The organism is Chryseobacterium sp. MP_3.2, assembly GCF_035984805.1.
GTDB lineage: Bacteria > Bacteroidota > Bacteroidia > Flavobacteriales > Weeksellaceae > Kaistella.
Map to the genome: position 1 here is coordinate 152,923 of NZ_JAXCHW010000004.1, position 15,564 is coordinate 168,486.

At 35.1% G+C, this 15,564-nt stretch carries 13 protein-coding genes; 4 read left to right on the forward strand and 9 right to left on the reverse strand.

Annotated elements, in window-relative coordinates; genetic code table 11:
• From RCH13_RS07575 to RCH13_RS07615, 9 genes are all read right to left on the reverse strand, one after another.
• Complete coding sequence (locus tag RCH13_RS07575) at positions 1 to 948, reverse strand: glycosyltransferase family 2 protein (RefSeq protein ID WP_326986635.1); 948 nt, start codon at positions 946 to 948, stop codon at positions 1 to 3.
• A 36-nt stretch (positions 949 to 984) separates the two neighbouring features.
• On the reverse strand, positions 985 to 1,926 hold the full coding sequence (locus RCH13_RS07580) for a glycosyltransferase family 2 protein (RefSeq protein ID WP_326986636.1): 942 nt from the start codon (positions 1,924 to 1,926) through the stop codon (positions 985 to 987).
• A 9-nt stretch (positions 1,927 to 1,935) separates the two neighbouring features.
• A complete protein-coding gene (locus tag RCH13_RS07585) occupies positions 1,936 to 2,799 on the reverse strand; it encodes a glycosyltransferase (RefSeq protein ID WP_326986637.1) in 864 nt (287 codons plus the stop codon).
• Positions 2,796 to 3,647 carry a glycosyltransferase family 2 protein gene (locus tag RCH13_RS07590; RefSeq protein WP_326986638.1) on the reverse strand — a complete coding sequence of 284 codons (852 nt, stop codon included), beginning with the start codon at positions 3,645 to 3,647 and terminating at the stop codon, positions 2,796 to 2,798. Before RCH13_RS07590 ends, RCH13_RS07585 begins: the two co-directional genes overlap by 4 nt.
• A gap of 224 nt (positions 3,648 to 3,871) precedes the next feature.
• Positions 3,872 to 4,732 (reverse strand): glycosyltransferase family 2 protein, encoded by an 861-nt coding sequence (locus RCH13_RS07595; protein ID WP_326986639.1) that lies wholly within the window; start codon positions 4,730 to 4,732, stop codon positions 3,872 to 3,874.
• Positions 4,729 to 6,006, reverse strand: coding sequence for an ABC transporter ATP-binding protein (locus RCH13_RS07600; RefSeq protein ID WP_326986640.1), 1,278 nt, complete (start codon positions 6,004 to 6,006; stop codon positions 4,729 to 4,731). Before RCH13_RS07600 ends, RCH13_RS07595 begins: the two co-directional genes overlap by 4 nt.
• 69 nt (positions 6,007 to 6,075) lie before the next feature.
• Positions 6,076 to 6,924, reverse strand: coding sequence for an ABC transporter permease (locus RCH13_RS07605; protein ID WP_326986641.1), 849 nt, complete (start codon positions 6,922 to 6,924; stop codon positions 6,076 to 6,078).
• Positions 6,925 to 6,957: 33 nt separating this feature from the next.
• Positions 6,958 to 7,935, reverse strand: a complete 978-nt coding sequence (locus RCH13_RS07610; RefSeq protein WP_326986642.1) for a hypothetical protein — start codon at positions 7,933 to 7,935, stop codon at positions 6,958 to 6,960.
• 38 nt (positions 7,936 to 7,973) lie between these two features.
• Positions 7,974 to 9,284, reverse strand: coding sequence for a UDP-glucose dehydrogenase family protein (locus tag RCH13_RS07615; RefSeq protein ID WP_326986690.1), 1,311 nt, complete (start codon positions 9,282 to 9,284; stop codon positions 7,974 to 7,976).
• 394 nt (positions 9,285 to 9,678) lie between these two features.
• Between RCH13_RS07615 and rimP the strand changes: the two genes are divergently transcribed.
• From rimP to RCH13_RS07635, 4 genes are all read left to right on the forward strand, one after another.
• Positions 9,679 to 10,146 carry a ribosome assembly cofactor RimP gene (gene rimP, locus RCH13_RS07620; RefSeq protein ID WP_326986643.1) on the forward strand — a complete coding sequence of 156 codons (468 nt, stop codon included), beginning with the start codon at positions 9,679 to 9,681 and terminating at the stop codon, positions 10,144 to 10,146.
• A 22-nt stretch (positions 10,147 to 10,168) separates the two neighbouring features.
• Positions 10,169 to 11,416, forward strand: a complete 1,248-nt coding sequence (gene nusA, locus RCH13_RS07625; protein ID WP_326986644.1) for a transcription termination factor NusA — start codon at positions 10,169 to 10,171, stop codon at positions 11,414 to 11,416.
• 73 nt (positions 11,417 to 11,489) lie between these two features.
• Positions 11,490 to 14,348: a translation initiation factor IF-2 gene (gene infB, locus RCH13_RS07630; protein WP_326986645.1), complete on the forward strand. Its 2,859-nt coding sequence runs from the start codon at positions 11,490 to 11,492 to the stop codon at positions 14,346 to 14,348.
• A gap of 53 nt (positions 14,349 to 14,401) precedes the next feature.
• On the forward strand, positions 14,402 to 15,460 hold the full coding sequence (locus RCH13_RS07635) for a RagB/SusD family nutrient uptake outer membrane protein (protein ID WP_326986691.1): 1,059 nt from the start codon (positions 14,402 to 14,404) through the stop codon (positions 15,458 to 15,460).
• Positions 15,461 to 15,564 lie beyond the last annotated feature (104 nt).

The window sequence follows — 15,564 nt, forward strand, 5'->3', positions numbered from 1 at the left end:
TCATTCTTTCTCATTGTTCCTTATAGCAAAGTAGCGGTATCTCGTTCGCAACAGTTCTGGATTTAATATAGCATATCGCGCAAAATTTATATATTTTGTAATGCCTTTTTGGGACGCAATTTTTGAAAAAAGATATTTATACTTAAATAGTTTTTGCACTTGCAGAGGAAAATATTCTTGGTTTTTGGCCCAATTATAGAGGGAACCATATAATAAACTCTGATGATTAAAAGCATTTCTAGTATGATTTTTAATTTTAGTTATGCTATTTGACTCGTGAGCAGATCTGTTGGCTACTGGCTGATCGATGATACCCGTTTTAAGATATTTATGATACGCCAATCTTATAATAAATTCTTTGTCCTGAGATATTTTTAAATTTGGTGGCATACGGAGTTTTGGATTTTCGAGAGCCGCCTTGCGCACCGTTAATGCGATCATAGAAAATGAACTGCCAAATCTGTTCGGTTCCTCCACCATGTTAAAAAACACATCTTTACCTTCTGCTGCGAATTGCACGGTACACATAAAATTTTCACCAAATTTATCTATATAATCTTGTTTCCCTTTTTCATTTATAAAATCGGTACCTATGCCACCAAATACTCCGTCAACTTTGGAATCTTGAAACAAAACTTTTTCAGCGTCAAAGCGGTTGCTGAGATAGTAATCATCTGCATCTAAGAAGGCGATAAATTCACATGATGCCTTTTCTATTCCCATATTTCTTGATACTGAATCACCATGATTTTTACCATCTTCATGTTGATACAGATGTACTCTATCGTAAAGTTTTGCAAGCGCTCTACATTTTTTTAGTGTATCATCGGTTGAGGCATCTTCCACTATAATTACTTCTTTCACTTCTGAAAATTGAAGTGCCGAAGCGACGGCTTTTTCAATATATGGTTCTGCGTTATATGTAGGGATTACTACTGATATATTCATATTATTATTGTGTTTTTAATAGCACCAAATACTATTTTACCTCTTGTTTGTCATCTCGTTCCTTATAAAAGATTGTAAAAGTATTTTAGCAGACAAGGCATATAGTATTGGGATTTGAAGAAGTTTTTTTATGTCGCCTGTGTATATAAATATTTTTAAAAGGTTAAAATTAAGGGGAGTCTTATGGTGTTGTAGAAAATAGATATGTTCATTTGCAAGCTGTCTTACGGTATCTTTACGCAGCTGTCTGTGATATTTGCTAAGTAGAATTTTTTCAAACTGTTTCTTCGAAAGTAGCTTTTGGTCGGAATTGTCTGATTTACCAGAAATACTTTCACTGGTTACATGAACATTTACGTATGCGCTGGATGAAAAAATGATTGGATTACCACCACTACATTCAAAAATAGCCATATCATCAGAATTCCATGCTAATGGAAAATTTCTAAATTTGAATTTTTCGTAAGCTGATTTTCTAAAAACATGTTCGGATAAACTTGATTTCTTTTTGTCTATTATTTTCCAATGAATATGATCTGCAGGTGCAATTAATTCTGGGTATTGAGTAAGCGGTGATAGAATCTCATTCGTTTCATCTATCCACCGCTGACCGAATCTAATAACGTTGCAATTTTGCTTATTTGCTTTATCGAGTATTTTATAAAATTCCTCTACAAAATTCTTAGACAGTACATCATCATCACCTAAAATCATAAACCATTCGTCAGGTTTCGCATGTGTTATTACCCTTTCCCACTGTTGGACTAAATTTTTGCCTCCTAAATTATCTTGGAAACGTTGATATTTGTATGGTGTAGTCTTTAAAATTTCTTTAATAAGATCTAAAGGATCATCTCGGCTACAATCATTCCCAATATAGAGGCTGAACTCTTTACAGGTCTGTTTTTCGAGAGAGGTGAGTGTCTCTCTAAAAAAATTAATTTTGTAATAGGGTATAATAATAGCGAGTCTAAACATAAAATGATTTTAATCTTTTGCAAATTTTTCTTGATGATAATTTTTATATTTAAAATACCGATAATAAGTTTTTAATAAAACAATGTACTCGCTAAAGCCAATTCTTGATCTAGGAATAAATCTTACCGTACTTAAGGCATTCCTTAGATTGATGCCAGAGTATTTAAAATAGGTATAAAGAAAGTCAGCAAAGCATCTCATTTCAATCTTATTGTCTTGTACTGTTTTGAATTTTGAACCGCACTTTTTTCTAACCAATATATTTCCGTCAAGAAATGCTTTGTCGGGATTACCTTTTGAAAAATGCTCTATAAAAATATCACTTACAACATAATTTTTATATTTTTTTGAAATTCGTAAACTAATGTCTAAATCATAGGCGTGATAGCCGCCTATTTTTTCATCAAATCTGAATTCTTGAGCTTTAGCTTTTTGCATCGCCAGGAAAACACCATCCATTGCAAAAACTCTGTTTCTATTTTGCGTTGCCGAATTGACGAAGATTTTTTCTTCTTTGCTTTTAATGTTTTGCAACAGGTGAACGTAAGAATAACCTTCCACATACCATCCGCACGGTGCAATGGGAACATAATTCGATCCCGCAACTCCGATGATACCTGTTTCCGGATTTTCCAGATGACTAATTAATTTCTCGCCCCAGTTTTTGGAATGAAATAAGACGTCTTCATGTAAAAAAAGCAGATAATCAGATTTCGCTTTTTCAGCTCCTTTGTTATAGGCCTCACAAATTCCCATTACACCGGGATTTTCAATCTTTATTATTTCATATGTTACACCGCAAGTTTCAGCGATATTTTTTTCAAGCGCAGTATAAAAATTGGGTTGGTAGGATGATATGATAATAGTTATCATTGCAACTTTTCAATCAAGGTGTACAAAAACTTTGTTACCATATTTTTTCTTATTGCTTTTAGAAGAGACCTGCTCTTCGCAGCAAAGTTTTCTTTTTCGGTACGTAATTTTTTATTTATTAAAAGCAAATCATGGTAACTTCCAAATTCGTGATGGTAAGTATCAAGATGTTTGAGGTAGATCATACTGCTAATTATTTTCTTTTCTTTTTCATTCTTATTTATTGCTGTATCTCTAGACTCCTCTTTTCTCCTGTAGTAAAATCCGGTATAATCCATTTTAATAACTTTAGATTCATCTATTTCTTTAATCATATGGATCCAAAATTCCCAATCTTCAAAGCCATGCACAAAATTCTCATCATATCCTTTAGTGTTTTCCCAGTCTTTTTTGAGATACAGGCCTGAAACAAAAATAATATTTTCTCTTAACAAATCTTTTTTCGTAAATGGTTTAAGCGCGAACGGCTCATTCAAAGCTCCAAAAAATCTTGCTTTACAATAAATGATTCTATAACCTTTGTTGAAGTAGTGCGCTGCGTTTTGCAAATATTCACTGCCGATTTTATCATCACCATCCAGCGGAAGGATCCATTCTCCAAAAGCTTTTTCAATGCCCAAATTGCGCGCGGAAGCGACACCGCCGTTCACCTTCTTGTGGTATTTAAACCGTGCATCTTTGGCCACCCATTTTTGTGCAATTTCCTCTGTAGCATCTGGTGAACCATCATTAATAATCAGGCATTCCCAATGGTTATAGGTTTGATCTAAAACAGATTGCAAGCACTCATTCAAATATTCAGCTTGCTTATAGCAAGGAACGATGATGGAGATATGTGAGTATTGCATAATATTTAAAGATGGGAGAAGATAAGGAAATTTCAGGTCTAAATATCAAACTAAATTTCCAATTCATCTTCATATTAGTATCATTTTCTTAATGATATTTGTTCTCTTTAGACCTTGAGGCACGTAAAATCGAAGTCTTTTATAAGGTAGTTCGCTAACATATAGTTGGATGCCGGTCGGAACTCAGTTTTCTTATAGAAAATTATAATTTTGAAATTTATTAATTAAACACGTTCAAGAATGTTAAGTACCATTTTAATATAATACTTTTTCAATCGTAGACCTAAATATTTAGAAATGACGTTAGCTTTCCTGTAAGATGTTTTTGAAAGTTGATCCCAAAGCTTTTCATTTCTAACGATAAGATGCATTTTATGATTTCTATTCTCAAAAGAATCGGAATCTGGCGAATAATGATTTTGATGCAGAACCAATTCGTCGTCAATAAAACGAATGTCTAACTTTTTCTTCTTAATCCGTGATAAAAAGTCATTATCGTCATAAGCAATTCCTAAAGCGTAAAGTTCATCAAATCCGCCCATAGATTTCAAGTCCTTCGCAGTAATTGCGGTACAAAAGTGATAGCCTTTAGGTCTGTATAAAGAATGGTTATACCATCCTATACCTCCATCTTTCCGTGCAAAATCGTTATTTTTTTTAATCACATGCGCAATTTCTTTTTTAGAAAAAATTTCCTCGATGTGATCAGTCGATGTCTTATCAAGGGAGAAACACCCAAAACTAAGATATGAATTTTGATTAAGATTTTTTTGAGTGTAATCTAAAATATTTCCATAATGAAAACATTCCGGATTTTGTATAATGATTTTATCTCCTTTTGCAGCTCTAAAACCTATGTTGAAAGGTATACAGGAATTATGATACCATTTATTTTTTTTCTCTAAACGAATGATTTTTAAAAAAGGAAATTCCGGAACTAAATCTTCTAGTCTCTCGCTTTCCTCACTCCCATCATCCACTGCAATCACTTCTAGCAAATATTTTGAGTTTTGCTGTTTAATACTTCGAAGCGTGTTCAAGAACAATTGCTTTCTGTTATAATATGCGGTAACAATTGAAATCATAATAGGGATTCACTTTTCCAACTGCTTTCGATACCGATCTTTCCTGGTCTTACAATACCAAATTTTTGTAAAAAAGAATCTTCATGTTCCTCGATCTCAAAGGAAATTTTAAATTCGGGTTGATGGTGAGATATTTTGTTAGAAGATGGTGAGTAAATTGCGAACGTTATATAATAAAATCCGCTGGAAAGTAAATATTGAGGGAAAATACACTGCACTTTAAATATTCCTTTTTCATTTTTAATAAACCGCTCGGTGGTATAATCAGAAGTCCAGTAAATTAACTCATCGTTTTTATCTTTAACATCAATGGTGATGTAAGAATTGGGAACAGGAATCCGCACATCAATTGTAAATTCAAAATTCAATACATTATTCGTAAACAATCGGTTATGGCTAGATGGTTTGTGAAGTTCCGCGTGCAAGAGTTGCATATCCAATTCTGGCTGCACCGGATATTCAATTTTAAAATTTTTATCCTTAGATATAAATTCTAAATCGTAGGTGTTTATCACTTTTTCAATGGCGCCTTGTGTAATTAAATTCCCGTCTTTAAGAAGAATTCCCTTTTGGCAAAGGTTTTTCACCGCAGCAATATTATGACTGACAAACAAAACTGTCCTCCCTTCACCTCTGCTTACATCGCCCATTTTCCCCAAACATTTTTTTTGAAAATCAGCGTCACCAACGGCGAGAACCTCATCTACAATTAAGATTTCTGATTCCAGATGTGCGGCAACTGCAAAGGCTAAACGGACATACATTCCGGAAGAATACCTTTTTACGGGCGTATCAATATATCTTTCAACTCCAGAAAAATCCACGATTTCATCAAATTTACGTTTGATTTCTTTTCTGGTCATTCCGAGGATTGCGCCATTCAAAAAAATATTTTCCCGACCCGTCATTTCCGGGTGAAATCCAGTTCCTACTTCCAGTAAAGAGGCGATTCTTCCATTGGTGTAAATTTTCCCCGTAGTTGGTTTGGTAACTTTGCTTAATAATTTCAAAAGAGTTGATTTTCCAGCACCGTTTCTACCGATGATTCCTACAGCATCACCTTGTTCAATTTCAAAATTAATATCTCGCAAAGACCAAACATAATCACTTGTTCCTTTTGAGGTACGATCATTAGCTTCACCTATTTTTAAATAAGGATCTTCTTTTCCCCGAATTTGATGCCAAAAACGGTTCAAATCATGGGATAAAGTTCCCGTTCCAACTTGCCCCAGTCGATATTGTTTCGATATTTTTTCTGCCTTTAATGCAAGCATTTTATTTATTTAATTTTTTTTTTTTGAATTTTACCACCTATTTATTACTCATGACCCATTGGTCATGATTTAAACGGAATCCATAAAGCCTTTTTCTACTTTATTAAAAGTGACTGTTCCAATCGCCAACAACGCAAATATAATTACGCTGCTGATTATGAGCATGGAAGAAGAAAATTCTCCTACACCGAGCCAACCGTATTTGAAACATTCGAAAATGCCAGAAAGGGGATTATAAAAAGCGATAATTTTTAATTTTGCAGGTAGAGCAGAAATGGGATATATTACTGGAGTTACGTACATAAATAAACTCACGCCGAAACCCAACAGCATTTGCACATCACGGTATTTTGTGGTCAAGGAAGAAAAAATCATTCCCATTCCTAATGCAAAGGCAGCCATTAAAATAATTAAAAATGGCGTTGCTAAAATCCAGATGTTTGGGTGAACTTCTCCCCTGAAATAATAGTATAAAAATGCAGCGATAAATAATATCATTTGTACACCGAAACGCATTAAATTCGAAATTACAATGGTTAATGGCATTACCAACCGCGGGAAATAAACTTTTCCGAAAATCGCGGCATTTCCAATAAATACATTAGACGTTCCTGTAAGACAACTTGAAAAATAATTCCATAAAGTAACTCCGGCCAAATAAAATAAAATTTTTGGAGCACCATCTGTTGACAATCCTGCAATACTTCCAAAAACAATAAGATATACAATGGTCGTGAAAATAGGATTGATGAAAAACCAGATCGGTCCTAGAATCGTTTGTTTAAAACCAGAAATAAAATCCCGCTTTACGAACATATAAACCAAATCTTTGTAGCGCCAAACTTCAGCGAGTTTCAGGTCGAATAAAGAGTGGTTGGATTCAATGGTTTCTGTCCATTCCTGTTGAGGTTCCGTCATTTGTGTTTATAGTTTTTGCAAAAATAGCGTAAATTAATGAATTCTTGTTTGTTCCGTTCTACCAAGTAGTAATGAGGTAAGAAAAATCGGAATATAGAGTCTAATTTCATAAATTATACCCGAGTAAAAACACATGATAATATAAGGAATAGAGAAAAGATGAAATATCAAAATATTACGCTTCGTTTTTTCATCTTTGGAAAGGAATATGGTGAACACGAAAAAAATTATCCAAAACAGAATTCCTAACATGTTTTTGGGATCTGTAAAATTTTGCGCTAGTAAATTGCCGTCATTCGTAGAGAAACTTTCATTTAGAAATCGCATTCCAAAATAAACCCCGACAAAGGTGACTGTCAACGTCAATAATGGTTTAATCATTTCTTTTTTAAGACCAAATTTCTCATACAAAAGTGTTGCGGCCAAAGAAAGTGAAAGTGCTGATGATTCCCGATTTAAAGTAGAAATCACCATTAATCCCATTAATAAAACCAAGATCGAGACTGAATTGTTCTCCAAATATTTTAAGAAAAAATAGTAAAATAGAAGTAGGAAAAAATAGCTCGAAATATCATAAGGAACAATCACAAACTGCGTGAAAACCGATGCAAATATTGCTATACTAATCATCAAAATTTTCTCGGAATTTGTGGCAATGAAATTCCTTGCTTCTGTGATGAAAACCAATATCATCGAACTTAAAACCAGAAAAAAAGTATTTAAAATATAGAAAGACAAATACATTTGCGGCTCCGCATCAGGATCCAGAAACTTTAATTTAAAGATGGAATAATCAATATTTAAAGTGGTTAAAAAGTCATAGATCCAAAGTAGAAAGTACCCACTTAAAACTCGATACTGATAAATTCCGGAATTAAATTGCTGCGAAAAATCTTGGTAATTTAAGATTTTTGAAGAGTAAATATTCCCGAAAGAAAAATAGACAAAACTACTCAGCGTAAAAGCCAAAAGCACTGCAAATAGAAGTTTAGGAAGTAAATTTATTTTCAAAATCATGTGTTTTTGTTCAGAAAAATTTCAATTTGACTTTAGCCCAATGTTTTCCTTCCGATTGATTTGTAAAAGAAACCAGAATTCTCTACTTGCTCCAAAGCAAACATATTTCTACCGTCGAAAATCGCTTTATTATTCATTTTTTCTGCCATCATCTTGAAATTTGGATTTTTGAATTCGCTCCATTCTGTGGCGATCAAAAGGCAGTCTGCGTTTTCTAAAGCGGTATACATATCTTTCGCATAAGAAATTTTATCGCCCAGAATTTTTCTTACATTTTCTTCTGCGATAGAATCATAAGCGGTAATTAAAGCTCCTTTATCTAATAATTTTTCAATGTTATCCAAGGACGAAGCTTCCCGAATATCATCCGTATTCGCCTTGAAAGCCAAACCCCAAACCGCAATTTTTTTGCCCTGAACATTTCCGCCAAAATATTTTTCAATTTCCGAAACCAAGATCACTTTTTGCGCCTGATTCACATTTTCCGTCGCTTCCAAAATTTGAAAATCGAAATGTTCTTGTTTACCGGATCTGATTAAAGCTTTCACATCTTTCGGGAAACAACTTCCGCCGTAACCGATCCCGGGAAATAAAAAACGATGGCCAATTCTGTCATCAGAACCCATTCCGAGGCGAACTTTATCCACATCAGCTCCTACTTTTTCGCAATAATTGGCAATTTCATTCATGAAGGTTATTTTTACTGCCAGAAAAGAATTAGACGCATATTTCGTCAGTTCCGAAGATTTTTCATCCATAAAAATTATAGGAATTCCGATATTTGTGAAAGGCTGATAAATTTGCGCCATCACCTCTTTTGCACGTTCAGATTCACTTCCAACAATTACTCTTGCGGGATTCATAGAATCTTCCACCGCGAATCCTTCCCGCAAAAATTCTGGATTAGAAACTACGTCGAAAGGAATTTTCGTTTTTGCAGCGATCGTTTCCCGAACTTTATCCGCAGTTCCCACAGGAACCGTGGATTTATTGACTATGACTTTATAATCCGTGAGTAAATCTCCAATTTGGTTAGAAACCGAGAGTACATAGGATAAATCCGCAGAACCATCCTCACCCGGTGGAGTCGGTAAAGCCAAATAAATAACGTCACTTTTCGGTAAAGTTTCTTCCAGATTGGTGGTGAAAAATAATCTTCTTGCCTGAATATTTCTTAAAAACATTTCTTCTAAACCAGGTTCATAAATTGGGACATGACCTTGTTTCATGCGTTCTACCTTTTCTGCATCAATGTCCACGCAATAAACAGTATTGCCTAATTCTGCCAAAGTAGTTCCCGTAACTAAACCTACGTAACCTGTACCAACAATCGTAATATTCAAAATTTGAGTTTTTAGAAATTGATGCAAATATAGAGAATTTCTTGCATGGGTGGTTGGGCAGAAATTATTGGTTGCAGTTGTGAAATTTCCTTTTCTCATTCATTTTGAGAATGGTTTTGGATGGAGCTTAATATGTTTAGAAATACTTTGAAAAGGCGAAAAAATTTCCCTACCCTTCTTTAAGTAAGCGTTAATGTTTTCCGATAGTTAAATGCCAATTTTTGGTTCCATGACTTTGTCTGTGTTTATTTTACTTAAAGTGAATCAACAATTAATGGCAGCTTATACAAATTTTGTTGATTTATCAAAATATTGTATATTTGCATCGGAATTACGGAAAACAATGAAAAGGCCTTCGCAAGAATGCCTTTTTTCGTAACTCAAAAAGAAAAGTATGGAATTTAGAAAAAGAGTCGAAGAATTACTACAAGAATTTTTGGCAGAAAGAGAAGATTTATTTCTCATAAACCTTAAATTTTCCGCAGCAGACGACATTACAGTGATTTTGGATGGTGATGATGGAGTGACTTTACAGGATTGTTTAGATGCAAGTCGCGCTATAGAAAATAATTTGGATCGGGAAGAACATGACTTTGCTTTGCAGGTAATGAGTGCGGGTTTAAGCGAACCTCTATCTTCAGAGAGACAGTTTAATAAAAATCTTGGACGAGAAATTGAGATTTTGTTAAATGATTCTACCGAAGTAGAAGGCGAACTTTTAAAAGTGGAAGAAGATAAAATCACCTTGATTTTGAAGTACAGAAAGCCCAAAGATATTGGGAAAGGAAAAGTAGATGTAGTGGAAGAAAGAGAAATTCTCTACACCGACATTAAGAAAGCACTTGTTGCGATAAAATTTTAACTTTAGATAAAAAAGAAGATAAATGGACGGTTTAGCATTGATTGAAGCATTTGGCGATTTCAAAGAAGATAAAAATATCAGCAAGATTGACTTGATGGCGATTATTGAAGATTCATTGAAAACGCTATTGAGAAAAAGATTTGATTCTGATGATCATTTTGATGTGATTGTAAATCCAGATAAAGGGGATTTTCAAATATTTCTGAATAAAACCATCGTGGAAGATGATATGTCTGAAGATGATGATTTGGAAATAGAAATTTCTGAAGCGAAAAAAATTGATCCCACTTTTGAAGTTGGAGAAGATTTTACGGTAGAAATTCCAATCGCGCAATTAGGAAGAAGAAGTATCCTTACGTTGAAGCAGATTTTAGCTACTAAACTTCAGGAACACAACAACGCTTTGTTATATGAACAGTTCCGAGATAGAATTGGAGAAATAGTAACTGGAGAAGTTCACCATATTCGTCACAAACATGTCATTTTATTAGATGATGAGGATAATGAATTTATTTTACCGAAAGAAAACCAAATCCCTTCAGATTTCTTTAAGAAAGGAGAAAATATTCGTGCAATTGTAGAAAGTGTTGATTTCAAAGGAGCAAAACCTCAGATCATCGTTTCTAGAACGGCTCCTAAATTTTTGGAAAAATTGTTAGAGCTAGAGATTCCAGAAATTCAAGACGGTACAATTATTTTGAAAAAAGTAGTGCGTATTCCTGGTGAAAAAGCAAAAATTGCGGTAGATGCTTATGATGACAGAATTGATCCAGTTGGAGCATGTGTTGGAGTAAAAGGATCTAGAATTCATGGTGTTGTTCGTGAATTAAGAAATGAAAATATTGACGTAATTCAATGGTCGAAAAACCCGGAAATTATGGTCAAAAGAGCTTTAGGAAATATAACCATCAATAAAATTGAAATCAACGAGGAAACCAATTACGCGTTGGTCTATACTCCAGTTGATGAAATTTCTAGAGTAATTGGTAAACAAGGTCAAAATATTCGTTTGGCGTCTTGGTTGAGTGGATTTGAAATCGATGTTTACAGAGAAGCAAGTGAAGATGATGATGTAGAATTGAAAGAATTTGCAGGATCAGATGAAGGAGATATAGAAAACTGGATCATTGCAGAATTCCAAAAAGTGGGATTAACTACTGCGAAAAGTATTCTGGATAAAGAAACGGCAGCATTGCTAAAAATGGTAGATCTAGAAGAAGAAACCATTGAAGAAGTTAAGTTAATTTTGAAAGCTGAATTTGAAGAATAACTTCAATAAAAATAATAAGTAAAATTAAATAATTTAACTTTACAAAAATTAAAATAAAAAGTATAAAATATACATGCCAAAAATTAGATTAAACAAAGCGGTTAAGGAATTTAATATTTCGATGACAAGGATGGTAGAATTTCTGCAGTCCAAAGGAATCGAGGTGGAAAAAAACCCAAACGCTCAATTGGAAGAATCGGCATATTCTGCACTAAAAGCTGAGTTCGCGAAGGATAGTGAACAGAGGAAAGCTTCGCATGAGGTGGTTATTACTAAAGTCCCCGAAGAAAAATTGGAGATTGAACCCGCACAACCGGAAGTAATAAGAGCCAAAGCAAACGTAAGACCTGAAACCAGAATTCTAGGCAAAATAGATCTTGATCCTAAAAAGCAAGAAGCTGCTGAAGTAGTAGAAATACCACCTGCACCGGAAGTGAAAGAACCGGCGGTAGAACCGGTAATTACTGCCGCTTCGGAAAAGCAGGAATTTAAAGTTTTGGATAAAATTGACTTATCTCAGATTCAAGGCAACAAACCAAAATCTTCTAAACCAGCTGCTCCTAAAAAAGAAGCTGACAAACCTGCGGAAAAGGTAGAAGAAAAAGAGGTGATTGTTCCTCCTGCAAAAGAGGAAACTCCTGCTCCAGTAGTAGAAGAGCCAAAAACTGCTGACTCTGCAGAACCTGATAAAATTGAGACGGTTTACCAAAAATTAGGAGGCGTTAAAATTTTGAAGCAGACCGTAGATTTATCGCAGTTTGCGAAAAAACCTTCTGCAAATAGTGCAGCTGCGAAGAAAAAAAGAAAAAGAATTGATAAACCAGTTGCACCCGGAAGCAATACCGCAGCAGCAGGTGCAAACCAAAATCGTCCAGGTGGACCCGGCGGAAACAGGCCTCCAGGACCCGGTGGGAATAGACCTCCAGGACCAGGTGGAAACAGACCCGGTGGTTATCAAGGTGGAAATAACAGACCTTCTGGACCGGGTGGATCAAGAAGAGGAGCCCCATCTATGCCTGTAGAATTAACAGATGAGCAGGTTAAAAATCAGATTAAAGAAACCCTAGAAAAATTAACCAGCAAAGGCGGTAAAAATAAAGGGGCAAAATATAGAAAAGAGAAAAGAGTTTACCGAAGAGAACAAGATGAACGTCAAGATGAACTTGATGCAGCTGACAGAACGCTTAAGGTAACAGAATTTATTACCGTAGGCGAATTAGCATCTTTAATGGGCGTTAGTCCTACTGAAGTGATTTCTGCATGTTTCTCATTAGGAGTAATGGTAACCATGAATCAGCGTTTAGAAGCAGATACTTTATTGCTTGTAGCGGATGAATTTGGATACACCATAGAATTTTCAGATGCAGATGTAGAAGAATCCGCAATGGAAGAGGATTTAGATACTGCAGAAGATTTATTACAAAGAGCACCAATCGTAACCGTAATGGGTCACGTAGATCACGGTAAAACCTCTTTACTCGATTATATTAGAAAAACAAATGTAATCGCTGGTGAATCTGGTGGAATTACACAGCATATTGGAGCTTATAATGTGAAGTTGGAAAACGATCAAAGAATTACGTTCTTAGATACTCCAGGTCACGAAGCATTTACGGCAATGAGAGCCAGAGGTGCTCAGATTACTGACATCGCGATTATTGTAATTGCAGCAGATGATGATGTAATGCCACAAACGAAAGAGGCAATTTCTCACGCACAAGCTGCGGGAGTTCCAATGATTATCGCAATTAATAAAGTTGATAAGCCAAACTCGAATCCAGATAACATCCGTCAGCAACTTTCTACCATGAATATTTTAGTAGAAGAATGGGGTGGTAATGTACAATCGCAGGAAGTTTCTGCGAAATTTGGTAACAACATGGACGCTTTATTGGAGAAGGTTTTACTTCAGGCAGAAATGCTAGATCTTAAAGCAAATCCAGATAAAAATTCCAGTGGAGTTGTCATCGAAGCATCTTTGGATAAAGGAAGAGGATATATCTCAACTATTCTTGTTCAGGCAGGAACGCTAAAAGTGGGTGATTATGTTTTGGCCGGTAAAAACCACGGTAAAGTGAAAGCGATGCTTGATGAAAGAGGGAAACCGATGGAATCTGCAGGACCTTCAATTCCAGTAACAATTCTGGGATTAGATGGCGCACCAACTGCCGGAGATCGATTCCGAGTATTTGAGGACGAAAGAGAAGCGAAAACAATTGCTACGAAAAGAGAGCAACTGCAACGTGAACAATCCGTAAGAACCAAGAAACACCTTACCCTTGATGAGTTAGGAAGACGTATTGCTCTTGGTGATTTCAAAGAATTGAACATTATCTTGAAAGGTGATGTGGATGGTTCTGTAGAAGCACTATCTGATCAGTTACAAAGTTTGTCCACGGAAGAAATTAGCGTAAATATTATTCACCAAGGAGTTGGACAGATTACTGAATCTGATGTACTCTTAGCAGCAGCATCGGATGCGATTATGATCGGATTTAATGTAAGAGCTGGTGTAAATGCAAAAGAACTGGCAGATAAAGAAGAAATCGAAATCAGAACCTACTCTATTATCTACAAAGCAATTGATGAGGTGAAAGAAGCGATGGAAGGAATGCTTTCTCCAGAAATTAAAGAACAGGTAATCGGTAACGTAGAAATACGAGAAACTTTCAAAATTACGAAAGTGGGAACCATTGCAGGTTGTATGGTTCTTACCGGAAAAGTAACCAGAAATTCGAAAATCAGATTGTTAAGAGACGGAATTGTAAAATTTGAAGGAGAACTGGAAAGTTTAAAACGTTTCAAAGATGATGTGAAAGAAGTAACCAAAGGTTATGAATGTGGATTGAACATTAAAGGATACAACGATATAGAAACCGGTGATATTCTAGAAGTTTATGAAGAGGTTTCTGTGAAGAAAAAATTGAAATAATTTTTTTATATAAATAGAAAGCCCGCATTATTGCGGGCTTTTTTTATGGGCTTATTTTATCTTTCCGTGCTTTTTCTTATTCTATGTTGGTTCAAATCTATGCTAAGAGATATGTTCCCGGTACTGCAAACTCGCAGCTTGGAGTTCCTTTAAGATTAGATGATTCTTTTGATGCGATTCCTCGGAATACGGTAGATGAAGTGTATACGCAAATCAACAATGATTTAACATCAGCTTTAACCTTATTAACAGGAAAAACAAGAGCAGATAAATCACACTTTAATGTAAATGTAATTAAAGGTTTGATGGCTAGAGTAGCATTAACTCAAGGCAGATATCCAGAAGCAGCAACTTTTGCGAAAGAAGCGAGAGCAGGATTTACCTTAATGAACAATACCACGTACAAAGCTGGATTTAACAATTTCTCTAATGCTGAATGGATGTGGGGTTACAAACCGACAGAAGTAACATCAGATTTCTTTGGTAATTTCATGGCATATATGTCAAGAAACTACAACTCATCTCAAATCCGTCAGGCACCGAAGGTGATGAACAGATTACTGTTCAATAAATTCCCTGCTACAGATGTAAGAACACAGGTTGTAGATCCAACTGGAGCTCATACTGCGTTGGCATTGCCTACAACTTACTCTAAATTTCCTTACACCTCTCAGAAATTTTTGTCTACCAATAATGCAGGAGCAACTGATAACAGTACCAGTTTGGGAGATATTCCTTTTATGAGAGCTGCAGAAATGTACTTGATTGAAGCTGAAGCTTTAGCAAGAAGCAGCCAGGATGGTCCATCTAAAATCGTTTTCAATGAATTCGAAAAAAATAGAAATCCAGCTTATGCAGGAGCAGCTACTATAGGAGCAGCCTATGTAGAAGAAATCATGAACAGCCGAAGAATAGAACTTTGGGGTGAAGGTTTCAGATTCTTGGATCTTAAGAGACTGAATTTACCATTAGACAGAACGGGTGCAAATCACTCTTCAGTGGTAACTAATAATTTACTAACAGTTCCAGCAGGAGACAAAAGATGGACGTGGTTATTACCACAGGCAGAAATTGATGCTTCACAAGGATTAGTAATACAAAATGAACTCTAAATGTGTTCATTAAAAGAGATATAACTCAAATTATATTTTCATTATAAAAAAACCGCCAGTAATGGCGGTTTTTCTATTTAAAAAATTCTTACATAATTTTAAGA